The sequence below is a fragment of the Alcaligenes sp. Lyrl_28 genome, from assembly GCF_051948705.1.
GTDB lineage: Bacteria > Pseudomonadota > Gammaproteobacteria > Burkholderiales > Burkholderiaceae_B > Alcaligenes > Alcaligenes ammonioxydans.
Map to the genome: position 1 here is coordinate 172,634 of NZ_JAYJLG010000002.1, position 24,487 is coordinate 197,120.

Consider the following 24,487-nt stretch of genomic DNA (forward strand, 5'->3'; position numbering starts at 1 on the left):
CCAGGCCTGATCCACGCGTTTACTGAAGAGGTATGGCATCAAAAAAGCCAGCCTGGGGGCTGGCTGTAGGCACAGTGGCCGCAGGCTTGCGCAGAGCCGGTTTATGGCTGGCGCGGCTCTAGCTGCTGCCTGTGCGTGAGGACAGCTTGCAGCACGATGGCGGTCAGCTCGCCATCTTCACTTTTGCCATTCGGGTGCTGCTCTACAAAATCCAGCAGGGAGCGACGCATGCGCGGGTCCCAGAATTTCTGGATATGGTCGGCAATTTCGCGTAGACCCTGCTCCCGATTGCTCAGGGTTTCAAAGAACTGGCCGATCTGGTTGGCCATGGGAATCAAAGGGACAATATTCATGGTGAGGTGGCCGAGGCAGACTCGGCAGAATTCAGGTAGTGGGGATGGCTGTACAGCGTGAAGCTGCGGTCACGGGCAAAGGCGGCCAGCATGACGCCCAGTTCATCGGCAATCTGTACAGCATAGGTGGTGGGGGCGGAGACGGCCACCACGAAACTGATGTCCATGGCAGCGGCTTTCTGGACCATCTCGAAGCTGGCACGGCTGGAAATCAGCACCATGCCAGAGCGGGGATCAATATCGTTGCGCAGCAGGTGTCCCAGCAGCTTGTCCAGCGCGTTGTGACGGCCAACATCTTCGCGAACGGCCAGGATATCGCCTTGCAGATTGCACCAGGCAGCGGCGTGAGTGGCCCCGGTCAGGCCATGCAAGGGCTGGCTGGAGCGCAAGGCATCCAGAGCCCGGAAGATGGCGTTGGCATCGGGCCGGTGATGGGGAGCTTGCAGACGGGGCAGCGCCCGGCGTACCTCGTCCAGGCTTTCCAGGCCGCACAGACCACAGCCTGTACGGCCTGCCAGCTGACGGCGGCGTGCCTTTAACTGATGCTGACACGCACTGGCAATCTCGATCTGCAACAAGCTGCCACGTTCGCCTTCCAGCACATCCACGCTGCGTATATCGTCTGCATCGCGGATGATGCCCTCAGTCATGGAAAATCCGTAGGCCAGATCTTCCAGATCGCTGGGACTGCATAGCAAGGCGCTATGGCTGATGCCATTGAATTCCAGGGCAACGGCTTGTTCGCGGGCCAGCATGTCCTGGTCCTCCTGGGGCAGGTTTCCGGTGTTGGCTTGCGCCGGGGTACGCGCCTGCCGCCATACGGTGGCAGGGGCACTGGCATCACGAAAATCTGCCTGGCTCACGTGGCAACTCCTTAAGGTCGGTTAGTACGCATCATACTTTCGCGACCGCCGGGGCATGCTCCGGCGAGCAGGGGTGATCCTCCGGGTCTGGCAGGTCCGCGGCGGGGACAGTCTCGCCTTGCAGGAGGCGCTGCTGAATCTCGTTGAAGCGGTTCCAGCGGTTTTGCCACGCCGAGTCGGACGTGACGCGTTGAATCTGCACAGCCGTCACTTTGTACTCGGGGCAGTTGGTGGCCCAGTCCGAATTGTTGGTGGTGACCACATTGGCGCCCGACTCGGGAAAGTGGAACGTAGTATAGACCACCCCTGGCTGCACCCGTTCGGTGACCGTTGCACGCAAGACCGTCTCGCCAGCCCGGCTCTTGACCGAGACTTTGTCACCACTGCGAATGCCTCGGTCCTCGGCATCTGCCGGGTGAATTTCCAGCAAATCTTCGGCATGCCAGGCGACGTTCTCGGTACGGCGGGTCTGAGCGCCCACGTTGTACTGCGACAAGATGCGACCGGTGGTCAGCAGCAAGGGGAACTTGCGGCTGCTGCGTTCTTCAGTCGGGACGTACTGGGTCAACATGAAGCGCCCCTTGCCTCGCACGAATTGGTCAATGTGCATGGTGGGGGTGCCATCCGGGGCCTGTTCGTTGCAAGGCCACTGCACGCTGCCGCCCAGTTCCTGAATGCGCTGGTAGGACACGCCGGTAAAGGTGGGGGTCAGGCGGGCGATCTCGTCCATGATCTGGCTGGGGTGATCGTAGCTCATGGGGTAGCCCAGAGCTCGGGCCAAGGCGCAGGTGACTTCCCAGTCGGCCATGCCGGCTTTGGGCTCCATGACCTTGCGCACGCGCGAGATGCGGCGCTCAGCGTTGGTGAAGGTGCCGTCTTTTTCCAGGAAAGACGAGCCAGGCAGGAAAACGTGCGCGTATTTGGCGGTTTCGTTCAGGAACAGATCCTGCACCACCACACACTCCATGGCGGCCATGGCGGCGGCCACGTGCTGGGTATTGGGGTCTGATTGAACAATGTCCTCGCCCTGGCAGTACAGCCCCTTGAAACTGCCACTTAAGGCGGCCTCAAACATATTGGGAATGCGCAGCCCAGGTTCGGACTGCAGGGGCACGCCCCAGGCCTGTTCAAATTGCTGGCGTACGCTTGTGTCGGAGACATGACGGTAGCCGGGGAACTCATGCGGGAACGAGCCCATATCGCAGGAGCCTTGCACGTTGTTCTGACCACGCAGCGGATTGACGCCCACGCCTTCGCGCCCCACGTTGCCGGTGGCCATGGCCAGGTTGGCAATGGCCATCACCGTGGTGGAGCCCTGGCTGTGCTCGGTCACGCCCAGACCGTAGTAAATCGAGCCGTTGCCGCCGGTGGCGTACAGACGGGCTGCACCACGGATGTCGTCCGCGGACACGCCGCAGATCTCGGCCATGGCTTCTGGCGAGTTCTGGGGCTGGCTGACAAATTGGCGCCACTCCTCAAAAGCGGCCGTATCACAGCGTTCGGCCACGTAGGATTCGTTGACCAGATTCTCGGTAACGATGACGTGAGCCATGGCGGTCAGAATGGCGGTGTTGGTGCCGGGGCGCAGCGGCAGGTGGTAATCGGCCTGGATGTGCGGCGAGCTGACCAGCTCGGTCTGGCGCGGGTCAATCACGATCAGGCGTGCGCCCTGGCGCAAGCGTCGTTTCAGGCGCGACGCAAAGACGGGGTGTGCCGCGCTGGGGTTGGCGCCGATCACAATCACCACATCGGTGTGCATGACCGAGTCAAAGGTTTGGGTACCCGCCGATTCACCCAGTGTCATTTTCAGACCATAACCGGTCGGAGAGTGACAGACGCGGGCGCAGGTGTCCACGTTGTTGGTACCAAAGGCGGCGCGAACCAGCTTTTGCACCAGATAGGTCTCTTCGTTGGTGCAGCGCGAGGAGGTGATACCGCCCACGGCGTCACGACCGTGCTGATCCTGAATGCGACGGAACTCGGAGGCGGCGTAGTTGAGAGCCTCCTCCCAGGACACTTCCTGCCAGGGGTCGGTGATCTTCTTGCGAATCATGGGGTTCAGGATTCGATCCTGGTGCGTGGCGTAACCCCAGGCGAAACGACCTTTCACGCAGGCGTGGCCACGATTGGCCTTGCCGTCTTTCCAGGGCGTCATGCGAATGACCTTGTCGCCCTTCATTTCGGCCTTGAAGCCACAACCTACGCCACAGTAGGCGCAGGTGGTGATGACGGCGTGTTCGGGCTGACCCAGGTCGATGACAGATTTCTCCATCAGCGAAGACGTGGGGCAGGCCTGGACGCAGGCACCGCAGGAGACGCAGTCACTGCCCAGAAAATCATCATTCTGGCCGGCAGTGATGCGCGACTCAAAGCCGCGCTTGTCTACGGTCAGCGCGAAAGTGCCCTGTACTTCCTCACAGGCACGTACGCAGCGATTGCAGACAATGCATTTGCTGGAGTCATAGGCAAAGTAAGGGTTGGAGTTGTCGGTGGTGTCGTCCAGATGGTTGGCGCCGTCAAAGCCGTAGCGCACGCTGCGCAGGCCCACGACGCCGGCCATGTCCTGCAGCTCGCAATTGCCGTTGGCAGGACAGGTCAGGCAGTCCAGCGGGTGATCGGAGATGTACAGCTCCATCACGTTGCGGCGCAGCTTGTGCAAGGTGTCGTTTTCGGTCTGCACGACCATGCCTTCTTCCACTAGCGTCGTGCAGGAGGCAGGGTGGCCGCGGCGGCCTTCGATATCCACCAGACACAGGCGACAGGAGCCAAAGGCTTCTAGTGAATCGGTGGCGCACAGTTTGGGAATGTTGATGCCAGCCAAGGCGGCGGCATGCATCACGGAAGTGCCCACGGGCACTTCAATCAATTGGCCATCAATGGTCAGCTTGACCATCTCGGTCTGGGTCGAGGCTGGGGTGCCCAGGTCACGTTCGCGTACGGCGACTGTTTCTTTCATGGTGATCTCCGTCTTAGACCTTGGCCAGGTCCTGCTCGGTTTGCGGGGCCAGTCCAAAATCCTGGGGGAAGTGTTCCAGCGCGGACAGGACGGGGTAAGGGGTCATGCCGCCCAAGGCGCACAAGGACCCGGAGAACATGGTGTCGCACAGATCGCGTAGCAGCTCGACATGGTTGTCCATGTCTTCGCGGCGACGGATCTTCTGGATGGTTTCCACGCCACGCGTGGAGCCGATCCGACAGGGAGTGCATTTGCCACAGGATTCGATGGCGCAGAACTCCATGGCGTATTGCGCCATGTGGGCCATATCCACCGTATCGTCAAAGGCCACCAGACCACCGTGACCGACCATGGCATTGATCTTCATGTAGGCTTCGTAGTCCAGAGGGACATCCCACTGATGCTCAGGCAGATAAGCACCCAATGGGCCGCCGACCTGGACCGCACGCAAGGGACGACCGCTGGCGCTGCCGCCACCGTAGTCGTACAAGAGTTCACGTAGCGTGACGCCGAAGGCTTTTTCCACGAGGCCGCCGTTTTTCAGATTACCCGTCAACTGGAACGCCAGGGTGCCGCGCGAGCGGCCCATGCCGTAGTTCTGGTAATAGGCACCGCCCTTGGCCAAAATGATGGGCACAGAGCCCAGGGACACCACGTTGTTGATGACGGTGGGTTGACCAAACAGGCCTTTGATTGCCGGCAAGGGTGGTTTGACTCGCACCATGCCGCGCTTGCCTTCCAGGCTGTCGAGCAGGGCGGTTTCTTCGCCACAAATATAGGCTCCTGCCGCTTTGCGCACTTCCAGATCGAACTCGCGCCCGCTGCCCTGTATGTTCTTGCCCAGCCAGCCTGCTGCACGCGCTGCCTCAATGGCTTCGTTCAATGCTTGCACCGCCAGCGGGTATTCGGAACGCACATAGATGTAGCCATAGGTCGCACCGACGGCCAGACCAGCAATCGTCATGCCTTCTACCAGGCAAAGCGGATCGCCTTCCATCAGCATGCGATCGGAGAACGTGCCCGAGTCGCCTTCGTCGGCATTACAGACAATGTATTTCTGCTGTGCCGGGGTGTTCAGTACCGTGTTCCATTTGATGCCGGTCGGGAAAGCCGCACCGCCCCGACCACGCAGGCCGGAGTCAGTGACTTCTTTCACAATGGCGGCCGGCTCCATGGCCAGCGCTTTGCTCAAACCTTCAAAGCCACCACAGGCCTGATAATCGGCCACGCTGACCGGATCAATAATGCCCACGCGGGCAAACGTCAGGCGTTCCTGATTCTTCAGGTAGGGGATGGCGTCCGTCAGACCGTGACACAAGGTATGTGCACCGCCTTGCAGGAAACCAGCGTCAAACAGGCCAGGCAGATCCTCGGTCTGGACAGGGCCGTAAGCCACACGGCCTTCTGCCGTTTGCACTTCCACCATGGGCTCCAGCCACAGCAAACCGCGCGAACCATTGCGCACAATTTGCACATCCAGACCGCGTTCCTTGGCCTGGGCCGCCAGTTGCCGGGCGAGCTGATGCGCACCCATGGCAACCGCCGCGGTATCGCGCGGAATATAAACGGTAATGGTGCTCATGATTGGGACTCCGGGCGGCTTAGCAGCGCGTCCAGCTTTGCGGGCGTAACGCGTGCGTGGGGAACACCGTCCAGCATGACGGCAGGAGACTGGGCGCACAGGCCCAGACAGTAAACAGGCTCCAGCGTGTACTGACCGTCCTCGCTGTTTTCATGAAAGTCACAGTTCAGACGGCGGCGGGCATGAGCGCTCAGTTCCAGTCCACCCCGCGCCTGGCAAGCTTCGGCCCTGCAGATTTCCAGGGTGTGAGTTGCGTGGGGCTGGCTGCGGAAATGGGCGTAAAAGGAGATCACGCCATGAATTTCTGCCCGTGACAGGGCGAGCTGCTCGGCCAGCACCGGCACCACGGAATCGGGAATACAGGCTAGCCGGTCCTGAATCGTGTGCAATATAGGCAACAAGTTACCTTTTTGACCGGCGTGCTCCTGCACGGCCTGCAAGGCAAGCTCTTCAGGTGTCAGGCCGGACCGGGCCTGTTCCTGCGCATGGGGGGTAGTTTGCATGTCCTGTGTGCGCGGTGCCCGGAACGGGAGCCTGCGCCTCCATATTTTTATGCACAGCCGTGCATATTATTTGATTGTGTTTTCCCCCGTAATCTAACCACTTAAGTACGTAACTTCAATAAGCAATTATTCGCATATATAATGTTTGGTACATGCAGCACAGAACATAAATACGAAAACACGACCGGTCTTAAAAAACACATGACCAAACAAAAATTCAAAGCCCGGCTGCGCTCTGAATGGATTCTGGAAAATGCAGACGGCGTTGAGCTTCCCATGGGAGACGTGCTGCGTCTGTTAGGTGCCATCGAACGATTGGGGCATCTGGCCGGAGCCAGCAAGGAATGCCGGTTTTCCTATAGACATGCCTGGGGCTTGTTGCGCAATGCTGAAAAACAGTTTGATGCGGCCCTGCTGGAGACGTCCCGCCGCAAAGGCACCAAGTTGACCGAGTTCGCCCAGCGTTTGCTGTGGGCGAACCGGCGTCTGGATGCGCGCCTGACGCCAACCCTGGAGAGCATGGCTTCCGAGCTGGAAGAGGAACTGGGTCGTTTGTACGCTCAACCCTTGGACCGTCTGCGGTTTCAGGCCAGCCATGGATTTGCGATTGAAGGCTTGATGCGCTTTGCCAACGAACGCGAGGGTTTGCCTCTGGAGCTGCGTTACCGCACCGCGATCGAGGCCTTGGCCTCATTGGAGCGCGGGGATTGCGATCTGGCCGGCTTTCAGGTGCCAGTGGGTGAGTTTGAGGTGGCGGCTTTGCGCCGGTACGGACAGTGGCTGTCACCGGCGCGTCACCGACTGATTTTTCTGTCTACCCGACGCACAGGCCTGTTTGTGGAAAAGGGCAATCCCAAGAACATCACGGGCATGGCGGATTTGCTGCGGCCCGATGTGCGCTTTGTAAACCGGCAGATGGGTTCCAGCACCCGCTTTCTGGCTACCTTGCTGCTGGGTCAGTTAGGGGTAAACACGAATGCGGTGCTGGGCTTTGAAACAACAGAATTGACGCATATGGCGGTGGCAGCGCATGTGGCCAGTGGCATGGCCGATACCGGCCTGGGCGTGGAAACGGCGGCCAGCCGTTGTGGGCTGGAGTTCATACCCCTGGCGCAGGAACGTTACTTCATTGCGCTCGAGCAGGAGTTGCTGGATAAGGCTCCTATGCAGCAATTGATGAACGTGATTGGCGGTTGCGCGTATAGTCAATTTATGGAAGATCTGGTGGGTTACGACCCACGGGGGCTAGGTCAGATCATGACGCTGGAACAGGCATTTGGGCGGGCTGCCGATTTGCTTTGGCGTTAAGCCCCTTTGCATGACGAAAACACACACCATGAGATGGGACGAACCCTGTCCTTGAAAAAGAGAACACCATGAGCGATGAGCATGGGCCAAAACGTGAGCCTCTGTCTGTAGACAGCGCTCAGGCCAGGCCATATCAAGAGGCGAGTTCTTCGGATTCGGAGATCGCTTTCCCTGGGCGAGGGGATACGCCGCCCTCTGGATCGGAGCTTGCACAGGCGGTGCTAGCCCGCCCTGAGCAGACGCCGCAAACGAGCCGTGTCGACGCGTCCCGTCGCCCTACCGTGCGGTTTGCACCGGTCGAGGGGCAGCCCCGGGACAAACGTCAGCGTCCCTTGCGTGATTTGCGCATTTCCCTGACGGACAAATGCAACTTCCGCTGTACCTACTGTATGCCGCGGGAGGTATTTGGTACGGACTACGAGTTCCTGCCCCATTCTTCCCTTCTCAGTTTTGAAGAGATCGAGCGGGTGGCACGACAGGCTGTGTCGCTGGGCGTGCGCAAGCTGCGGCTGACAGGAGGCGAACCGCTGTTGCGACGAAACATCGAAGTGCTGATCGCGATGCTGGCCAAGCTGCGCACCCCGCAGGGTGAGCCGGTGGAACTGACGTTGACAACCAATGGCACTTTATTGGGTCGCAAAGCCCAGTCCTTGAAAGAGGCGGGCTTGAATCGTGTCACTGTCAGCCTGGATGCGCTCGATGACGCCCGTTTCACGCAGTTAAGTGACAGTGGCGTTTCCGTCTCCACGGTGTTGGAAGGCATTGCCAAGGCGCAGGCGGTAGGCTTGAGCCCGGTCAAGGTCAATATGGTGGTGCGCAAAGGTCTGAATGACGATCAGATTCTGCCCATGGTGGAACACTTCAAGGGTTCGGGCCAGATCCTGCGTTTTATTGAGTACATGGATGTGGGCACCAGCAACGGTTGGAACCTTCAGGAGGTGGTCAGCGGAGCGGAGATAGTGGCACGTATCCAGTCCCGCTTTGCGCTGGAGCCCGTTGCGGCACAGTATCGTGGGGAAGTCGCCAGTCGCTGGCGTTTTAAGGATGGCTCTGGAGAGGTGGGGGTGATTACCAGCGTGACCCAACCTTTCTGTGGCGACTGTTCGCGCATGCGTCTTTCCCCGGAAGGGCGTCTGTTTCTGTGCCTGTTTGCGTCTCAGGGGTATGATGTGCGGGCGCAATTGCGCTCGGGCGCGTCCGACGAGCAGTTAGCCGCCTATATGCACGGCGTCTGGACCGGACGGCAGGACCGATATTCCGAGATTCGTGGCGAGCAAACCACGAGTCGTGACCGTATAGAAATGAGTTACATCGGCGGATGATAAGCACACAGGACATGAGCGGTATCGTGCTGGCAGGCGGGCGGGCCCGGCGATTTGATTTGTCGGGCCAGATTGATAAAGGCTTGTTGCTCTTGCAGGGCCAGCCGCTGGTTCAGCATGTGGTTCGTCGCCTGCGCCCGCAGGTCGGCCCTGTATTGATCAGTGCCAATCGCAATCCTGAGCAGTATGTGCATTGGGGCCGCGTGGTCCCCGATGCGCTTGAGCTGGAGGGCTATCTGGGCCCCCTGGCCGGTCTGGCCAGTGTGCTCGATCAGGTCACCACACCCTGGGTCTTGTCCTGTCCGGTCGATTTGCCTTTTGTTCCCAGCGATCTGGGTAAACGCCTGAGCAGGGCCGTAGAAGAACAGGGTGCCGTTGCCGCTTATGTGCAGGCCGAACGCAGCCACCCCCTTTGCCTGTTGCTGCGTGCCGATCAGGCTGCGGTGCTGAAAGCGTATTTGCTCAGTGGTGAGCGTCGTGTCATGAATTTTCTGCAGAGCATAGGCGCGATAGCGGTGGATTTGCGCGATGCCCCCGAACATGCCTTTTTCAATATCAATACGCCACAGGATCTGGATCAGGCGCAAAGCTGGTAGGCCTGTTGGGGCTCCTCTGTTTCCCCTGAACGCATACATGCAGAAAAGAGGGGGCGATAGGGTCGTTCACGTATCCGCGTGTCCTGACGTGAACGCGTTAAGGGCAGAGTGTCTGTCGCGGCGACATCCGAGAATTGCGTCAACACACGGCAAAAAAAAACCGCCCCGAGCAGGGCGGTTTTGTAGGGCCAAGCCAAAAGCGGAATGAGCCCCTGAAGCTAGGCCTGCCACTGGCTGTATTCATAGAGCCGAACGGCATCACCCGGCACTACGGTGGTGTCTGCGGGGATGCGGGCCAGTGCCTGGGCCCAGGGCAGAGAGCTGATCACGCCAGAGCCCTGGTTGCCGAATGGACGCACCAGCAGGCGGCCCAGCTCGTCGTTGTCCACCTGTACCCGGATAAACTCTTCGCGGTCACCCTTGAATTGGCGCTCGCCTTGCAAAATGCCGAAGCGTGTGGCGGGCAGTGCGTCTTTGCGGCCTTGCAGGCGGCGAATCAGCGGAGAGACCATCAAGGAAAACACAGCGTAGGAAGAGACCGGGTTGCCGGGCAGGCAGACCAGCGGCTTGTTGTCGATGTAGGCCAGCGCCAGGGGTTTGCCAGGCTTCATGCGCACTTTCCACAGATCCAGCTGTCCGCCCATGCCTTCGATGGCAGGTTTGACAAAGTCTTTCTCGCCGACGGATACACCGCCGACTGTCAGAACCAGGTCGCAGCGTTGCAGCAAGTCTTTCAAGGCGTCCTGAATAGCGTCCAGCGTGTCTTTGGCATGGACGGCGTGCACTGACTCCACGCCCAGCGCCTGCAGTTGCGCACGCAGCATGGGGGCGTTGGAGTTGTAGATCTGGCCGGTTTGCAAGGGCTGTCCGGCAGGAGTCAGCTCGTCGCCTGTGGTCAAAATGCCGACAGTCAGTTGTGGATAGACCGGTAGCTGAGCGTGGCCTTGCGCCGCCAATTGCGCAATATGGGCCGCAGTCAGTTTGGTACCTGTGGTGATCAACACGTCACCCATGCGCATGTCCTCGCCCCGGCGACGGATGTTCACGCCAGCCACGGGCATTTCCAGAATGCGCACCCCGTGCTCATCTTCCTGGCAGTTTTCCTGAATGACGACGGTATCGGCGCCGGCTGGCAACATGCTGCCGGTAAAGATGCGGATCGCCATACCTGCTTGCAAGGGTTCGGGAATATCCCCGGCATAGCAGCGTTGCTGAATGGGCAGTTCCTTGCCCTCGACAATGTCGCTCAGGCGCAGCGCATAGCCGTCCATGGCACTGTTGTCGGCGGGCGGCATGTCCAGTTGGGCGGTGATGTCCTGAGCCAGAATACGTCCCAGGGCGTGGGCCAGTTCGCAGTGCTCGGTTTGGGTGGGGGCTTGTCCCGCTTGGGCCAGGCGCTGCTGAGCTACGTCAAATTCGATCATAGGATTGGATACAGTCGATAAAACAAGGTCGTGGCTGAAGCAGGGGAGGGGCAGGCCCCAAAGAACCGTTTGGGGGTGCGGATGGCCCCGGTGCTTTCAGGCTTTAAGGGGAATGCGGTTCCAGATACTGGGAGGCAAAATTGCAGGGACGATGACGGCTGTCCAACTGTTCTTTCAGGATATTCTCCCAGGCCAGTGCGCAGGCGCCGCCCGAACCGGGAAGGCAAAATATCAGCGTGCGGTTGGCCGTTCCCGCCAAGGCATCGGACTGCAAGGCCGAGGAGCCAATATCCTGATACGACAAATACCGGAACTGCTCGCCAAAGCCGGTAATGACTTGATCCAGTAACGGTGTTACCGCCGCAATGGTGGATTTTTTATGGCTGAAGCCGGTACCGCCATTGCAAAGGATGACATGGATGTCGGGGTCTGCAATCCATTGGCTCAAGATGGCGCGAATGGCATAAATATTGTCTTTGCTGATGGCGCGCTGCACACAATGGTGACCGCTTTCGCTCAGGCTGCTTGCCAGGTAATCGCCCGACGTGTCCTCGTCGGGGCCACGGCGCTCTGAGATGGTCAGAACCGCCACGTTCAAACGTGCGGCAGGTCGGTCGGTCTGGGCTTTAGACATGCTTGCTGGTGTCCGCAGTAGTGTTCCAGGAATCGGTTTTTCGGGCGTCACTGTCGCGCTGCTGTACCCAGAAACGCTTGCCGTCCGCCAGAGTTTCGCGCTTCCAGAATGGCGCACGGGTTTTCAGCACGTCCATGATGAACTCGCAGGCGCGAAACGCGTCGCCACGATGGGCACTGGTGACGCCAACATACACAATCTGCTCGGTCAGGTGCAACTCGCCCACGCGGTGTACGACCAGCGTATCCAGAATGGGCCAGCGTTGACGGGCCTGATCGCAAACCGCTTCGATCTCGCGTTCGCACATGCCGGGGTAGTGTTCCAGGAACAGGGATTCGGTGGCGGTGCCATCGGCCTGATCGCGTACATAACCCGTAAATGTCACCATGGCACCGGCCTTGCCGCCTGCCGTGGCACGCAGCTCGGCATTCAGGGCCGCCACATCAAAGTCTTCGGTCTGGATACGTACCATTTTAACCTCCGGTGACGGGCTCAAAGACGGCCACTTCATCGCCGGGGCGCACAGGGTCGGTGGGTTTGGCGTGAAACTGGTTAACCGCTACATGCAGTCGGCCGGCCATGTCGCTCAAATTTGGGTGGCGCTCCAGCAGGGCATCGGTCCATTGCTGGACGGTGCCTTCCTGCGGCCAGTCCCAGGTTTCCTGACGCTGGCCGGTGCGTTCGGCTACCTGGGCAAAGTACAGGACACGTAATGTGGAGCTCTCCGGTCTGTTGGTCGGGGTCAAAGGGCTTGTCATGCTATCTCCGTGAAAGGGCTTAGGGTCAACAGGCCCTATACCGAGGCCGTCCAGGTCCCGCTTTTGCCGCCGGTTTTTTCCAGCAAACGGGTCTGCTCAATCACAATGCCTTTGTCAGCCGCTTTGCACATATCGTAAATCGTCAGCGCCGCAATCGAGCAGGCGGTCATGGCTTCCATTTCGACGCCCGTGGTGTAGCGGGTCCGGCAGGTGGCCAGTACGGCAATGGTGCCCGCTGCGGCATCGCTTTCAAACTCAATGCCGACAAAATCCAGGGGCAGACTGTGACACATGGGGATCAGTTCAGCGCAGCGCTTGGCGGCCAGAACCCCCGCCACGCGTGCGGTGTTCAGCACCTCGCCTTTGGCATTGTGCTGGGCCGACAGCAACTGGTAGGCGGCCGGGCTCAGGCGAACCACGGCGCGGGCAGTGGCCGAGCGGGCGGTGGCCGATTTATGGCTGACATCGACCATCTGAACCTTTCCATCCTCATCCAGATGGGAAAGGTGCAAATCAGTATTTTCGGTAGTGGTGCTCATGATCGCTCCGGAGACCGGGCCTAGTGCGCGGTTCTAATTGTTTATGGTTGCATTATATACATCCGCAGCGCGGGCCCCGCCTAAGGCCCTGGAGGGGGGCGGTCTTCGCGCAAGCGTGCTGGATCGAGCAGACGCGCCAGTTCGATCAGGGTGCGCGACTGCATTTTTTCCAGAGCTCGTGCGCGGTGGACCTCCACGGTGCGCATGGTGATGCTCAACTCCTGGGCAATCTGTTTGTTCAGACGTCCTTCCAGGGCCAGCGCCAGCACTTCGCGCTCGCGCTGGGAAAGGGTATCGAGCCGCTCTTCCAGCGCCTGCTCATCGTCCCGCTCTTGCTGACTGGCTTCGTAACTGCGCAACACATCCAGAACCCGATCCACCAGATCGTTGTCATTAAAGGGCTTTTCAATGAAGTCGGCCGCGCCTTGTTTCAAGGCTGATACGGCCAGCGGCAGGTCGCCATGACCTGTCAGAAAGATGACAGGCAGGCAGGACTGGCGGTCGCGCAACTGCTCGAATACCTCCAGCCCGGACAGGCCCTCCATGCGGATATCAAGCAAAATGCAGCCGTGTGTGTCAGGACTCAGGGCAGCTAAAAAAGCCTCGCCGCTCTCCCACTGTTCGGTATGGACCTGCCGAGTGGAAAACAGCCAGGACAAGGCATCGCGGATGGCTGGGTCGTCGTCCACGATATGGACCAGGGGAGCGCGCTTAGTCATAGTTCGATCAGGGGTAAGGAAAACAGGAAGGTGGCACCGTGGGGAACCCCGTTTTCAAACCAGAGTTTGCCATGGTGCAGCTCCACAATGGAGCGGCAAATATTCAAACCTATGCCCAGGCCCTGGGCTTTGGTCGTGGTGAAAGCCTGGAAGACCTCGGCCATGATCGTCGCTGCCACGCCGGGTCCTTGGTCGGCCACCATCACCAGCACCACGCCATTGCTGGCTTGCATGGTCACTTCCAGAATGCGCCGTTCCGGCTCCAGGCCTGACATGGCTTCGGCCGCATTGCGCAGCAGGTTGAAGATCAACTGCTCCAGCAGAACCTTGTCGCCCATGACGGGTAGCCGCTCGGGGTGGGAGGGCACAATCAACTGGATCTGGTGATGGCGCAGGCCCGCTTTGGCCATGGCCAGGGCACCCTGCAGGGCATCGGGCAGATTCAGGGGACTGAGCTGCGGATCTCGCTTGCGCACGAAATCATGGATACGGTGAATGATCTGCCCGGCGCGACGCGTCTGGTCAGCCAGACTCTCCAGCCCGCGTCGCAGCTGCCTGGGGTCCAGCGGCTCTGCACCCAGCAGGTTCAGGGAGCCAGCCGCATAGCTGGCAATGGCCGATAGGGGCTGATTCAGTTCATGGGCCAGCGTAGAGGCCATCTCGCCCATGGTGATGAGCTTGGCTGTGTGGTGCAGTTGTTCAGACTGTGAACTGGCCAGGGCTTCGGCCTGCTTGCGCGAACTGATGTCAATGATGGAGCTGATCCAGCCTACATGCTGTTCCTGGGCATCAATCAGGGGGGACTCAAAAACCTGCACATCGACGCGAGAGCCGTCGGGTCGTTGAAACTGGGTGTCAAAAACCTGCACGGCGCGGGTGGACTTGAGGCGGTCCCGGCGCTCCAGGGTTTCATCCATCATCTCCGGCACCCACCAGGGCATGGGCGGGGCCAGGCCAATAATGTCCTCACTGCGGCGGCCGACCAGCTCGCAAAACGCGGGGTTCACGTACAGCACCTTGCCGTCCAGATCGCGGGCGCGCATGCCAGTGACCATGGAGTTTTCAATGGCGCTGCGAAAGGCCTGCTCTTGCATCAATGCCAGTTCCGCATCACGGCGCTTGCGGGCGTAGTGGTGCTGCATGGCCAGGTTCACCACAGCCAGCAAGGCCAGGCCGGCGATGACGGTCATCAGCAGTGTGAACGTGGGAATGTTTTGCTGCGGGTATGGGATCATCAGCAAACGCACCCCATGCAAGGGAGGGTCCACCGACATGGCATAGCGCAGCTCGCTTGGGCCGGGCTCGCCTTTGGAGCGCGTGGCCAGCGTCTGGTCGCCCTGGTCAATCAGGGAAACATGGTACTGCTCGGCAATCCACCAGGGCACGTTTTCCATCAGGATGGTCGCCAGGGAGAAAGTGGCCCGCAAGGTGCCGACAATCGCATTGTCCTCGTAAATGGGAACCACCAGATCCAGCACGCTTTCCTGGTGCTCGCTGGAGTAATAGGCTGGCAGCCAGGTCGAGGTTCTGGGTGTGCTGACGTGGGCCGCAATACGGGTGTCGGCGCCGGGTGGACGTACCAGCAAGGTCGTGCCAAAGCGGTCCTGGATGGCCACTTTCAGCAGGTCAGGATGAATCGTCTTGAAATGCTGCAATTGCGTTAAAGCCGTCTGGGTGGTGATGGGTGGGGAGTGCATTTCAATTTCGCTGGCAATGCGGCTTAAATTGTTTTCGTGCGAGCGCAGTTGAAAGGACAGGGATTGTTCCACCCACAAGGCATTGCGGATCAGTTCATTGGATTGCTCATCCGTGCGCTCCTTGTTGACCGCCCAGGCAAATACGCCCATCAGCAGCACAATAATCAGGATGGCCAGAATCGGCACATAGCTGCTGAGCGGGTGAGGGGTCAGGGTACGCGAGGCAGCCTGGCGTATGAATCCGGACGGGCGAGCAAGACGCATCATGGCAAAAGGTTTCGGATTTCCACAATAGATAATTCGGGACCGCTTTTTTAAGCTACACGCTTTCACGCAAATCAATCAATAACACGTGTCGGCTCCCCACCGACCGGAGGCAACCATGAAAAAGACCCTTGTGGCCAGCGTGCTGGCGTCCGTGTTTCTGTCCGCGCCCGCCATGGCCAACCCCCTGATCATCAAGTTCAGCCACGTCGTATCGCCCGATACGCCCAAGGGCAAGGGGGCCGTGCGCTTTAAAGAACTGGCCGAAAAGTACACCGAGGGCAAGGTGGTTGTCGAGGTTTACCCAAACTCGCAACTGTACAAAGACAAGGAAGAGCTCGAAGCCCTGCAATTGGGCGCGGTACACATGCTGGCACCGTCGCTGGCCAAGTTTGGTCCTTTGGGTGTGCGCGAATTTGAGGTGTTTGACCTGCCATTCATCTTCAATGACCGCAACGATCTGCGCAAAGTCACCGAAGGGCCCGTGGGCCGCATGCTGCTGGACAAACTGGAGCCCAAGGGCATCAAGGGCCTGGCTTACTGGGACAACGGGTTTAAGGTCATGAGCGCCAACAGCCCGCTGAAAAGCGTGGATGACTTTCTGGGCCTGAAAATGCGCATCCAGTCCTCCAAGGTGCTGGAAGCCCAGTTCAAGGCACTGGATGCCGTCCCCCAGGTGATGGCGTTCTCCGAGGTCTACCAGGCCTTGCAAACGGGTGTTGTGGATGGCACCGAGAATCCGCCTTCGAACATGTACACCCAGAAAATGCACGAAGTGCAAAAGCATGCCACCGTGTCTAACCACGGCTACCTGGGTTACGCCGTGATCGTGAACAAGAAGTTCTGGGAAGGCCTGCCTGACGATATTCGTCGAGGCATGGAAAAAGCCATGAGCGAGGCCACGGTGTATGCCAACGACATTGCCGAGCAAGAGAACAACGACTCCATGAAAGCCATGGAAGAGTCCGGCAAGACTCAGTTCTACCAGCTCAGTGATGCGGAGCGCGAACAATGGGTCAAGCAACTGCGCCCTGTTCATAAGGAAATGGCTTCGCGTATCGGTCAGGACGTGATTGACGCTTTCTATAAAGCCACCGAATAAGAGCAGCGTCATCTGATTGTCTTATACAGGTCTGATTCAGACCTGTTCTTCCTTTCTTCCCGCTCTCTGTTTGCGCCAGCCCGGTTCCGGGCGGGCCAACTGTAGTCTGGAGCTACCCATGTTTTTACGATTTCTGGACCGCTTTGAGGAAATGTTCATTTCATTTCTGATGGTGGCCGCCGTAGTGATTATTTTTGTAGCGGTCTGCCAGCGCTACTCGGTCAGTCTGTTGGCGGACCTGGTGGCCTGGTCGCGGGCTCAGGGCTATGAGTCCGTCATGGCCATGGCTCGTTCTACCTATCGAAGCGTGGCCGGCATCAACCTGCTCTGGGCACAGGAGCTGTGCATTTACCTGTTCGTCTGGATGGCCAAGTTCGGCGCTGCTTATGGCGTGCGCATTGGCATCCACGTGGGGGTGGACGTGTTGGTGAACGCGGTGGGACCGCGCTGGCGTCATCTGCTGGTGGTGATTTCTCTGTTGTCGGGCGCTTTGTTCACCGCGATTGTGGCCTGGATCGGTGGCAGCTTTGTCTATGGCATTGCCCAGACGGCCCAGGTGTCGGCTGATCTGGAAGTGCCCGTGTGGATTGTGTATCTGGCTGTGCCGGCAGGCTCGTTGCTGATGTGCTTTCGCTTTCTGCAGGCCTTGATGAACTTTATTCAGACGGGGCATTTGCCCAATCACGAGCCGGTGGCGGATCTGGTGGCTGAAACAGAGCGCGGTCTGTCTGAATCTGAAGGAGCGCGCGCATGACCGCCCTGATTATTTTTGCCATGCTGGCTGTCCTGCTGCTGACAGGCATGCCCGTATCGATTGCCCTGGGCCTGACGGTGATGGGATTTCTGTTCACCATGACCGAAGTTCCGATGGACAGTATTGCGCTCAAGCTGTTCACCGGGATTGAAAAGTTCGAGATCATGGCGATCCCGTTCTTTATTCTGGCGGGCAGTTTCCTGACTCATGGCGGGGTCGCCCAGCGCATGATTCGTTTTGCCGCCTCCCTGGTGGGGCACATGCCCGGTGGCATGGGTCTGGCGGCCGTGCTGGCCTGCGCCTTGTTTGCATCCATCAGCGGTTCGTCGCCGGCGACGGTGGCGGCCATTGGTTCCATCATGATTCCGGCCATGGTCAAACAAGGCTATCCGGCGCAGTTTGGTACCGGGATTGTGGCAACGTCGGGCGGTCTGGGCATTTTGCTGCCACCGTCGATTGTGATGGTGATGTACGCCGTGGCCACCAGTGGCATGATGGTGGAAGGTCCGGACGGCGCCAAAGTGGGCACAGCTTCGATCGGTCAGCTGTTTATTGCCGGCGTGGTTCCAGGTTTGATCCTGGCATTCCTTCTGGGGGCAACGACCATGTTCCGTGCCTGGAAACTGGACTACCCCCGTATGCCGCGTGCCTCCTACAAAGAGCGCTGGCGTGCCTTCCTGGACTCCATCTGGGGCCTGATGCTGATCGTCATTGTGATGGGCGGTATCTATTCCGGTGTCTTTACCCCCACCGAAGCGGCCGCCATCAGTGCCGTGTACGCCTTTGTGATTGCCGTCTGGGTCTATAAGGATGTGAAGCTGCGTGAGGTAAAACGCATTGTGCTGGAATCGGCAGCCATGAGTGCCATGCTGCTGTACATCATCACCAATGCGGTCATGTTTGCCTTCATCCTGACCTCCGAGCAGATTCCACAGGCGATTGCCGAATGGATTGTGTCGCAGGGCATGGGCCTGATCGCGTTCCTGCTGTTTGTGAACGTCTTGCTGCTGGTGATCGGCATGGTGATGGAGCCCTCGGGTCTGATCTTGATCATGGCTCCCATCCTGTTCCCGGTTGCCATGAAGCTGGGCATGGACCCGGTTCACTTTGGCATCATGCTGGTGGTGAATATGGAGATCGGGCTGGCGACACCGCCGGTCGGTTTGAATCTGTATGTGGCCTCCAGCATATCGAAGCTGGGGCTGACCGAAGTGACCAAGTCCACGGTGCCCTGGTTGCTGACCGGTTTGGCCTTCCTGCTGATGATTACCTTCATTCCGGAAATTACGCTTTGGCTGCCCCGCATGATGGGATGGCTGTAGGAGTCCTGATTGCTATCCGCGGTCAGGGCGGGGTGAGCCCATAATGGGGCAGCACGGCGTTATGTCGTCTGTGTAAAACGTGAATCACCCTGAAGGCCGGGCGACAAGCCCGGCCTTTTTTGTGGGCGGGCAGATTGTTTTTGTGCAGCGGCTGCTTTGGTGTGTGTTGAAACAGCCTGATGTCAGAATCGATCGTCGGCTGCTGCTGGCGTCTTGCGCTTATTGCATGACCGGGCTCTGTTGAATGGGTTTCCCCCGGCATGTAGGCAAGTGAAACGTACTGATAAGTATTATTTGCCTATTGGCGCGGCCAGTCTATTAGTATCATAGGTTGTTCGGGCCGCCATGCTGGCGGTATTTATTCATACGGAGACCTTATGTCCATTTCAGTCGGTGAGCGCGTTCCAGACGCGACCCTTAGCGAGTACATTGAAACCGCCACGGAAAGCTGCCCTATGGGCCCCAATAACTTTCAGGTGGCTGATCTGGTTAAAGGCAAGAAAATTGCCGTGTTTGCCGTTCCAGGCGCGTTCACTCCCACCTGCTCCGAGCAGCACCTGCCCGGCTTTATCGCCAAGGCAGAGGCGTTCAAGGCGGCTGGCGTTGATGAGATCTGGTGCGTGGCGGTAAACGATCCTTTCGTGATGGGCGCCTGGGGCAAGTCCCTGAACGTCAATGGCAAAGTTCGTTTGCTGGCCGATGGCAGCGCGGTCTGGACCAAGAAACTGGGTCTGGAATTTGACCTGACCGCCAAAGGTCTGGGCGTTCGTTCCAAGCGTTTTTCTGCTTTGCTGGACGACGGCGTTGTCACGCAGCTGAACATTGACAACGACGGTGGCTTGCACACAACGGATGCAGACACCCTGCTCAAACAGGTACAGTCTTAAGTATCTGATCCCGCGCCAGTCCGGCGTGGCGTGGGAGAGAAGGCTTACAAAGCGCTGGCTGCAAGCTGGCGCTTTTTTTTACCGTGCTTCTGTCGCGATATCGGTGCCGACACCTGAACGATCGCGATGGCCTGGGCGGTTCTGCAGTTTTTTTAGGATGTGTGGATGCTGACATCGGTGGGTGCGTTCTCGTCCCTGTATTTTGCGACCCTGATGCTCTTGCTCAGCTCGGGCCTGTTCAATACCTTCATGGGGGTGCGCCTGACGGCCATCTCGGTGTCAGAGGTGTGGATCGGCGGCCTGATTGCCGTGTATTACCTGGGTCTGGTTTTTGGCGCCCGTATGGGACATCGCCTCATCATGGGGGTAGGCCATATTCGGGCCTATGCGGCCAGCGCGGCTATTGTCACCATTTGTGTGCTGCTTCAGATTCTGATCGACTCCATGTACGTCTGGTTGTTGCTGCGCTTTTTGGCGGGCGCGGCCATGGTGGTGCAGTTTATGGGGATTGAAAGCTGGCTGAATGAGCAAAGTGACAACAGCCAGCGCGGTACGATTTTTGCCATCTACATGGTGTTTTCCAGCCTGGGTACGGTGCTGGGACAGTTGTCCCTCACGCTGTTTCCCCATTTGAATTACGAGCCCTTGGTATTTGTGGCCATTTGTTCGGCCTTCAGTCTGGTGCCCGTGGCCATTACCCGCCGCAGTCACCCGCCTTTGCAGGTACCAGCGCCGATCAATGCACGCTATTACGTTGATCGAGTGCCCCTGTCCATGATGGTGTTGCTGGTTGCCGGTATGCTGACGGGTGCTTTTTATGGTCTGGCACCGGTGTACGCTGTGCGCGTGCATTTAAGTAGTGAGCAGGCTGCCTTGTTTGTGGCGGTGTCGGTGGCCGCGGGCGTTCTGGCGCAATGGCCGGTAGGTTGGCTGGCGGATCGCATGAGCCGCGTCAAGCTGATTCGCATCAATGCCATTTGTTTGCTGGCCCTGGCCATTCCATTATGGGGCTGGTTCGAGGTGCCGTTTTGGTTTTTGCTGATCTTCTCGGCCATGTTCGGGGTGCTGCAATTTACCCTGTATCCCTTGGGGGCGGCGTTTGCCAATGACAACGTCGATCCGGAGCGGCGCGTAGGTCTTAGTGCCATTCTTTATATGGTGTATGGGCTGGGGGCCTGTGTGGGGCCGCTTCTGGCCGGTGGCCTGATGACCTATATCGGCAGCAATCTGTATTACATCTTTGTGGCGGTCTGTGGCTTGTCGCTGGTCTTGCTGGTTCGTCCGCAAAAGGTACTGGGTGATCACTTGAGCCAGGATGCTCCCACCACTTTTGTGCCCATGCCCGACAGTTTGCAAAGCTCGGCAGCCGCCGTGGCGCTGGACCCACGCGTGGATATCAGCTCTGACGTGTCGCACGACCCGGTGTTCGAGGATCTGCCGCCCGTTCAAGAGCGGGTGCCCGCAACGATGGAAAGCACGGCCATGGAGCGCAAGGAGGGGGATGAATCTGCAGGGGCGACACATACAGAGAAAGACAAGGGGGTTGATCCCGTCGTGGGCAGTGCCGCAGACTTGGATGGCTCTGGGAAGCAGATCGATACGGGAAGCCCGGGACACGCCGAAGACGCAGAGAGCAAGCGTACATCGTCAGATCCGGCTTCCTGAGCCCTCGCCAGAATCGGACATGGTGTTGTAGCCTTTTCAAGCATGATTCATTCATGAAAAAACCCAGGCCACGCCTGGGTTTTTGTAGGCCTGCCTGAATCTTAAATCTGGAATTCAGGCCCGTTAAATTCGGCCTCAACCTCAATCTTGCCGCTCAGAATGTCCTGCTGCAGCGCTGCAATACGCTGGCGCACGACATCCGGGGTATCGGGAGCCATGATCAGCCGTACCGCATCAGGCTGTTGCAAGCCCACCTTAAAGATTTTGCCGGACTCGAACTTGTTTTCGCTCAGGTCCTTGCATGCTTGAAAAACGCCAATGCCTACATCCGCCCAGGCCGAACCTATAAACACATCGGGTTCGCGAGCCACCCAGTCAATCACATTGCCGATTTGCTTGATGCCCAGTTCACGGCAGGCCTGCGTTGTGCCGCTACGTCCTTTGTTCAGCATGGTGTAGATGATGTCTGCTCCGGCTTTGGCCTGAGCCTGGGTGACGCGGGCGGCCAGCTCAATATCATCCTGATTGCCGGAGAAATTTGTCAGCAGCTTCACCTCCGGATTGGCGTGCTTGACGCCAGCCGCATAGGACGCACGGGCGCGTAAGCCGGGTGGCACCCGTATCCCGGACTGGTGTGCCACCACGCCGGTTTTCGTCATCAGGGCTGCATAGGCACCGGCCAGCCAGGCGGACTCTTCCTGACGAACGTCGTAACTGCTCAGGTTGCTGGCGGTAACCGCTCCTTGGGTGATCACCAGGCGGATATCAGGAAACTCCTTGGCGACAGCCAGTGCGGCGTCGGTATTCTGACCTCCGTGAGCGATCAGCAAGTCAGGTTTGTAGTGAGTGGCCAGTTCACGCAAGGCGGCTATCTGCGCCTGGGTTTCATTGGCAACCTGGTCTTTGTAATGGCCGCTAAGAGCGAGCTGATCCATGGCTTTTTTAAAGCCTTGGTAGCCCGCCTGCATGAAGCCGTTGTCATCGATGTGGCCGCAGAACAGGGCAGCGACCACCGGTTTGCTGGCAGCCAGAACGCGGTGGCTGAGCCAAGGCGTGGCCAATGTGCCCGCTGCAGCGCAGGTGGCCAGTAGTAATTGGCGGCGTGTTAATCCGGTCATGATGATGTCTCCTGGGTAGTCTCCGACGTGAGCGTCGGTAGAATTTGTTTTTTCTAATCTACAGGAGATGAAAAGCAGTCGTGCCCCGTCGCTTTAAATGTCAATCATATGGCTTTTCTTATAGTGCGGTTTGCCGGGCCCCGATGGGCTTGGCCCGGCAGGGGGCTGTTTAACGGGGAATCAGCGCGACGATGGCTCCTATGGCCAGGGCAACACCCACGATATTGAGCGCACTGAGCTTTTCTTTGAAGAAACCGGCTCCAATGAGGGCTCCCAGCGCAATCACGCCGATGTTCATGGCAGAAAACACCAGAGTCGGGTTCTCGGGAAAGAGCTGATGGGCCCGAATATAAAAGAAAATATTCCCAAAATTCAGTGAACCCAGTACCAGTCCGGCCAGCAGGCTACCTTTGTGCCATTGGCAGCGCTTGATCAACAGCCAGCACAACATCAGCACACCCGCCAGGGAAAAGGATACAACCAGGCTGCTGGAGAAGGCAGCGCCCGCTTTGGAGAGCTGCTTGAACAGAATGTCGATCACGCCATACCCTAACCATACCGCCAGCAGCATCAGGGCAGGGTGCCCGGATCCCGGTTCCTGACTGCTGGACGAGCGGGGGCGTATCAGCAAACACAGCAGGGCAGTCAGGGCCAGGGCAATACCCAGCAGTTTCTGGCCGCCCATGTGTTCGCCAAACAGAAGAAAAGCAGCCAACAAGGGTAGAAACAGCGACAGTCGCTGGGCGGCGTCACTGAGTACGATGCCAGCCTGTCGGACGGCGGCCGCCATGAACAGAAAGACACTGGGCAGCAGGACGCCCAGCGCAATCAGAATCCACCACGGGGTAGCAGGATTGAGCAGGCTGCTCGGATGGGGTTGCAACAGTACCAGGCTTAAGGTGACTGCTACGCCGTAGTTGACCATGATGGCCTGAGCCACATCGATCTGCCGCTGGCGAGCGATCTTCAGCAAAATGGAAACGGCAACACTGCACAGAATACTGGCGAACAGGGTCAGCATGTCAGAGAGCCTCGAGCATGGCGCGTGGTCGGGTCTGTTCCAGGGACAGAGGTGGTTCGGACAAGGTGGTTTTGGCAGCTTCCAGTTGCAGTCGGGCAAACAGGTCCTGATCGGCCACAAACTGCGGATTGCCAGTAGTCAACAATTGCTCGCCGTAGAAAATCGAGTTGGCTCCGGCCATAAAGCACAGTGCCTGGGTGCTGTCGTCCATGGTTTCGCGGCCGGCAGACAGGCGTACGGCGCTGGTGGGCATCAGGATGCGGGCAATGGCGATGGTGCGCACAAACTCGAAAGGGTCCAGGTCCTCGACCTGATCCAGAGGCGTTCCGGGCACTTTAACCAGTTGATTGATCGGCACGGACTCGGGGTAGGGGCGCATATTGGCCAGTTGAGCAAGCAGACCGGCACGCTCGCGCCGGCTCTCGCCCATGCCAATGATTCCGCCGCAACAACTGTTCAATCCGGCTGCGCGGACACGTTCCAAGGTGTCCAGCCGGTCTTGGTAGGTGCGTGTGCTGATGATCTGTCCGTAGAATTCCGGCGAGGTGTCCAGATTGTGGTTGTAGTAGTCCAGTCCGGCCTCTTTAAGGCGTTCGGCCTGGCCTTCTTTGAGCATGCCCAGGGTGACACAGGTTTCCAGTCCCATGGCTTTGACAGCGCTGACCATATCAATGACTTGATCCAGCTGTTTTTCGGTGGGGGAGCGCCAGGCAGCGCCCATGCAAAAGCGTTGCGCTCCTTGTGCCTGGGCCGCACGCGCGGCTTCCAGCACCTTCTCCAGAGGCATCAGGGGTTCGGGTTCCAGCTCGGTCTGGTACTTGGACGACTGTGGACAATAGGAACAGTCCTCGGGACAGGCGCCTGTCTTGATGGACAGAAGGCTGGAGAGCTGGATCTGATTGGCAGGGTGGTGTTGTCTATGGACAGTCTGTGCCTGGAATACAAGGTCCATAAAAGGCAACTCGTACAGCTCCATGATGCGACGGATCGTCCAGGGGGCGGGGGTATTTACAGACATGGCAGGCTACCTTATTCAGTGACGCGGCTATGCTAGGTTCTCCCTCACTGAAAGACGACTTTGCCGCCCTGTCGATAGCGCG

The 24,487-nt window shown here is 58.8% G+C and carries 23 protein-coding genes; 8 read left to right on the forward strand and 15 right to left on the reverse strand.

Going from position 1 to position 24,487, the window contains the following annotated elements; all coding sequences use genetic code 11:
• Positions 1-101: 101 nt before the first annotated feature.
• Genes VF694_RS05430 through VF694_RS05450 form a run of 5 tightly spaced genes read right to left on the reverse strand, consistent with a single transcriptional unit; the run spans position 102 to position 6,257 of the window.
• Positions 102-353: a formate dehydrogenase subunit delta gene (locus tag VF694_RS05430; RefSeq protein WP_003803755.1), complete on the reverse strand. Its 252-nt coding sequence runs from the start codon at positions 351-353 to the stop codon at positions 102-104.
• On the reverse strand, positions 350-1,216 hold the full coding sequence (fdhD, locus tag VF694_RS05435) for a formate dehydrogenase accessory sulfurtransferase FdhD (RefSeq protein WP_003803754.1): 867 nt from the start codon (positions 1,214-1,216) through the stop codon (positions 350-352). The genes VF694_RS05430 and fdhD overlap by 4 nt, the downstream gene beginning before the upstream one ends.
• A 31-nt stretch (positions 1,217-1,247) precedes the next feature.
• Complete coding sequence (gene fdhF, locus VF694_RS05440; protein ID WP_219235659.1) at positions 1,248-4,172, reverse strand: formate dehydrogenase subunit alpha; 2,925 nt, start codon at positions 4,170-4,172, stop codon at positions 1,248-1,250.
• Between the two features lie 13 nt (positions 4,173-4,185).
• On the reverse strand, positions 4,186-5,754 hold the full coding sequence (locus VF694_RS05445) for a formate dehydrogenase beta subunit (protein ID WP_440163879.1): 1,569 nt from the start codon (positions 5,752-5,754) through the stop codon (positions 4,186-4,188).
• Positions 5,751-6,257, reverse strand: coding sequence for a formate dehydrogenase subunit gamma (locus VF694_RS05450; protein ID WP_426345530.1), 507 nt, complete (start codon positions 6,255-6,257; stop codon positions 5,751-5,753). The genes VF694_RS05445 and VF694_RS05450 overlap by 4 nt, the downstream gene beginning before the upstream one ends.
• 201 nt (positions 6,258-6,458) lie before the next feature.
• Here VF694_RS05450 and VF694_RS05455 point away from each other — a divergent pair, with 201 nt between their 5' ends.
• The 3 genes from VF694_RS05455 to mobA all read left to right on the forward strand — a co-directional run bounded on the left by VF694_RS05455 (position 6,459) and on the right by mobA (position 9,483).
• Positions 6,459-7,565 carry a substrate-binding domain-containing protein gene (locus VF694_RS05455; protein WP_440163881.1) on the forward strand — a complete coding sequence of 369 codons (1,107 nt, stop codon included), beginning with the start codon at positions 6,459-6,461 and terminating at the stop codon, positions 7,563-7,565.
• A 68-nt stretch (positions 7,566-7,633) separates the two neighbouring features.
• A complete protein-coding gene (moaA, locus tag VF694_RS05460; protein ID WP_440163883.1) occupies positions 7,634-8,887 on the forward strand; it encodes a GTP 3',8-cyclase MoaA in 1,254 nt (417 codons plus the stop codon).
• A gap of 14 nt (positions 8,888-8,901) precedes the next feature.
• Positions 8,902-9,483: a molybdenum cofactor guanylyltransferase MobA gene (gene mobA, locus VF694_RS05465; RefSeq protein ID WP_081050097.1), complete on the forward strand. Its 582-nt coding sequence runs from the start codon at positions 8,902-8,904 to the stop codon at positions 9,481-9,483.
• A gap of 218 nt (positions 9,484-9,701) precedes the next feature.
• Here the strand turns inward: mobA and VF694_RS05470 are convergent, their stop codons facing one another.
• From VF694_RS05470 to VF694_RS05500, 7 genes are all read right to left on the reverse strand, one after another.
• Complete coding sequence (locus VF694_RS05470; protein WP_003803741.1) at positions 9,702-10,907, reverse strand: molybdopterin molybdotransferase MoeA; 1,206 nt, start codon at positions 10,905-10,907, stop codon at positions 9,702-9,704.
• A 103-nt stretch (positions 10,908-11,010) separates the two neighbouring features.
• On the reverse strand, positions 11,011-11,541 hold the full coding sequence (gene moaB / locus VF694_RS05475) for a molybdenum cofactor biosynthesis protein B (protein WP_059318656.1): 531 nt from the start codon (positions 11,539-11,541) through the stop codon (positions 11,011-11,013).
• A complete protein-coding gene (locus VF694_RS05480; RefSeq protein ID WP_440163886.1) occupies positions 11,534-12,013 on the reverse strand; it encodes a molybdenum cofactor biosynthesis protein MoaE in 480 nt (159 codons plus the stop codon). The genes moaB and VF694_RS05480 overlap by 8 nt, the downstream gene beginning before the upstream one ends.
• Position 12,014: 1 nt before the next feature.
• Positions 12,015-12,299: a molybdopterin converting factor subunit 1 gene (gene moaD / locus VF694_RS05485; protein ID WP_003803738.1), complete on the reverse strand. Its 285-nt coding sequence runs from the start codon at positions 12,297-12,299 to the stop codon at positions 12,015-12,017.
• 35 nt (positions 12,300-12,334) lie between these two features.
• Positions 12,335-12,838: a cyclic pyranopterin monophosphate synthase MoaC gene (gene moaC, locus VF694_RS05490; protein ID WP_003803737.1), complete on the reverse strand. Its 504-nt coding sequence runs from the start codon at positions 12,836-12,838 to the stop codon at positions 12,335-12,337.
• Between the two features lie 80 nt (positions 12,839-12,918).
• Complete coding sequence (locus VF694_RS05495) at positions 12,919-13,557, reverse strand: response regulator transcription factor (protein WP_059318658.1); 639 nt, start codon at positions 13,555-13,557, stop codon at positions 12,919-12,921.
• Complete coding sequence (locus VF694_RS05500; protein WP_131071299.1) at positions 13,554-15,521, reverse strand: PAS domain S-box protein; 1,968 nt, start codon at positions 15,519-15,521, stop codon at positions 13,554-13,556. The genes VF694_RS05495 and VF694_RS05500 overlap by 4 nt, the downstream gene beginning before the upstream one ends.
• 115 nt (positions 15,522-15,636) lie before the next feature.
• On the opposite strand from VF694_RS05500, the gene VF694_RS05505 reads away from it, so the two are divergent.
• From VF694_RS05505 to VF694_RS05525, 5 genes are all read left to right on the forward strand, one after another.
• Complete coding sequence (locus VF694_RS05505; protein ID WP_440163888.1) at positions 15,637-16,620, forward strand: TRAP transporter substrate-binding protein; 984 nt, start codon at positions 15,637-15,639, stop codon at positions 16,618-16,620.
• 118 nt (positions 16,621-16,738) lie between these two features.
• Complete coding sequence (locus VF694_RS05510; protein WP_003803728.1) at positions 16,739-17,374, forward strand: TRAP transporter small permease; 636 nt, start codon at positions 16,739-16,741, stop codon at positions 17,372-17,374.
• Entirely contained in the window at positions 17,371-18,696 is a 1,326-nt protein-coding gene (locus VF694_RS05515; RefSeq protein ID WP_003803726.1) for a TRAP transporter large permease, read from the forward strand. The genes VF694_RS05510 and VF694_RS05515 overlap by 4 nt, the downstream gene beginning before the upstream one ends.
• 377 nt (positions 18,697-19,073) lie before the next feature.
• On the forward strand, positions 19,074-19,583 hold the full coding sequence (locus tag VF694_RS05520) for a peroxiredoxin (protein ID WP_003803725.1): 510 nt from the start codon (positions 19,074-19,076) through the stop codon (positions 19,581-19,583).
• Positions 19,584-19,748: 165 nt separating this feature from the next.
• On the forward strand, positions 19,749-21,248 hold the full coding sequence (locus VF694_RS05525; protein ID WP_003803723.1) for an MFS transporter: 1,500 nt from the start codon (positions 19,749-19,751) through the stop codon (positions 21,246-21,248).
• Between the two features lie 101 nt (positions 21,249-21,349).
• Here the strand turns inward: VF694_RS05525 and VF694_RS05530 are convergent, their stop codons facing one another.
• From VF694_RS05530 to bioB, 3 genes are all read right to left on the reverse strand, one after another.
• A complete protein-coding gene (locus VF694_RS05530; RefSeq protein ID WP_131071300.1) occupies positions 21,350-22,366 on the reverse strand; it encodes a BMP family protein in 1,017 nt (338 codons plus the stop codon).
• Between the two features lie 169 nt (positions 22,367-22,535).
• Positions 22,536-23,387, reverse strand: a complete 852-nt coding sequence (locus VF694_RS05535; protein WP_003803720.1) for an EamA family transporter — start codon at positions 23,385-23,387, stop codon at positions 22,536-22,538.
• 1 nt (position 23,388) lies between these two features.
• Positions 23,389-24,405: a biotin synthase BioB gene (bioB, locus tag VF694_RS05540; RefSeq protein WP_003803719.1), complete on the reverse strand. Its 1,017-nt coding sequence runs from the start codon at positions 24,403-24,405 to the stop codon at positions 23,389-23,391.
• Positions 24,406-24,487: the final 82 nt, after the last annotated feature.

Coding starts and splice junctions, on each gene's coding strand:
- VF694_RS05445 (WP_440163879.1), bottom strand. CDS start 5,754: ATGAGCACCATTACCGTTTATATTCCGCGCGATACCGCGGCGGTTGCC.
- moaB (WP_059318656.1), bottom strand. CDS start 11,541: ATGTCTAAAGCCCAGACCGACCGACCTGCCGCACGTTTGAACGTGGCG.
- VF694_RS05480 (WP_440163886.1), bottom strand. CDS start 12,013: ATGGTACGTATCCAGACCGAAGACTTTGATGTGGCGGCCCTGAATGCC.
- VF694_RS05530 (WP_131071300.1), bottom strand. CDS start 22,366: ATGACCGGATTAACACGCCGCCAATTACTACTGGCCACCTGCGCTGCA.
- VF694_RS05535 (WP_003803720.1), bottom strand. CDS start 23,387: ATGCTGACCCTGTTCGCCAGTATTCTGTGCAGTGTTGCCGTTTCCATT.
- VF694_RS05450 (WP_426345530.1), bottom strand. CDS start 6,257: ATGCAAACTACCCCCCATGCGCAGGAACAGGCCCGGTCCGGCCTGACA.
- VF694_RS05500 (WP_131071299.1), bottom strand. CDS start 15,521: ATGATGCGTCTTGCTCGCCCGTCCGGATTCATACGCCAGGCTGCCTCG.
- moaD (WP_003803738.1), bottom strand. CDS start 12,299: ATGACAAGCCCTTTGACCCCGACCAACAGACCGGAGAGCTCCACATTA.
- VF694_RS05505 (WP_440163888.1), top strand. CDS start 15,637: ATGAAAAAGACCCTTGTGGCCAGCGTGCTGGCGTCCGTGTTTCTGTCC.
- VF694_RS05470 (WP_003803741.1), bottom strand. CDS start 10,907: ATGATCGAATTTGACGTAGCTCAGCAGCGCCTGGCCCAAGCGGGACAA.
- moaA (WP_440163883.1), top strand. CDS start 7,634: ATGAGCGATGAGCATGGGCCAAAACGTGAGCCTCTGTCTGTAGACAGC.
- VF694_RS05525 (WP_003803723.1), top strand. CDS start 19,749: ATGCTGACATCGGTGGGTGCGTTCTCGTCCCTGTATTTTGCGACCCTG.
- mobA (WP_081050097.1), top strand. CDS start 8,902: ATGAGCGGTATCGTGCTGGCAGGCGGGCGGGCCCGGCGATTTGATTTG.
- moaC (WP_003803737.1), bottom strand. CDS start 12,838: ATGAGCACCACTACCGAAAATACTGATTTGCACCTTTCCCATCTGGAT.
- VF694_RS05515 (WP_003803726.1), top strand. CDS start 17,371: ATGACCGCCCTGATTATTTTTGCCATGCTGGCTGTCCTGCTGCTGACA.
- VF694_RS05455 (WP_440163881.1), top strand. CDS start 6,459: ATGACCAAACAAAAATTCAAAGCCCGGCTGCGCTCTGAATGGATTCTG.
- VF694_RS05430 (WP_003803755.1), bottom strand. CDS start 353: ATGAATATTGTCCCTTTGATTCCCATGGCCAACCAGATCGGCCAGTTC.
- bioB (WP_003803719.1), bottom strand. CDS start 24,405: ATGTCTGTAAATACCCCCGCCCCCTGGACGATCCGTCGCATCATGGAG.
- VF694_RS05510 (WP_003803728.1), top strand. CDS start 16,739: ATGTTTTTACGATTTCTGGACCGCTTTGAGGAAATGTTCATTTCATTT.
- VF694_RS05520 (WP_003803725.1), top strand. CDS start 19,074: ATGTCCATTTCAGTCGGTGAGCGCGTTCCAGACGCGACCCTTAGCGAG.
- fdhF (WP_219235659.1), bottom strand. CDS start 4,172: ATGAAAGAAACAGTCGCCGTACGCGAACGTGACCTGGGCACCCCAGCC.
- VF694_RS05495 (WP_059318658.1), bottom strand. CDS start 13,557: ATGACTAAGCGCGCTCCCCTGGTCCATATCGTGGACGACGACCCAGCC.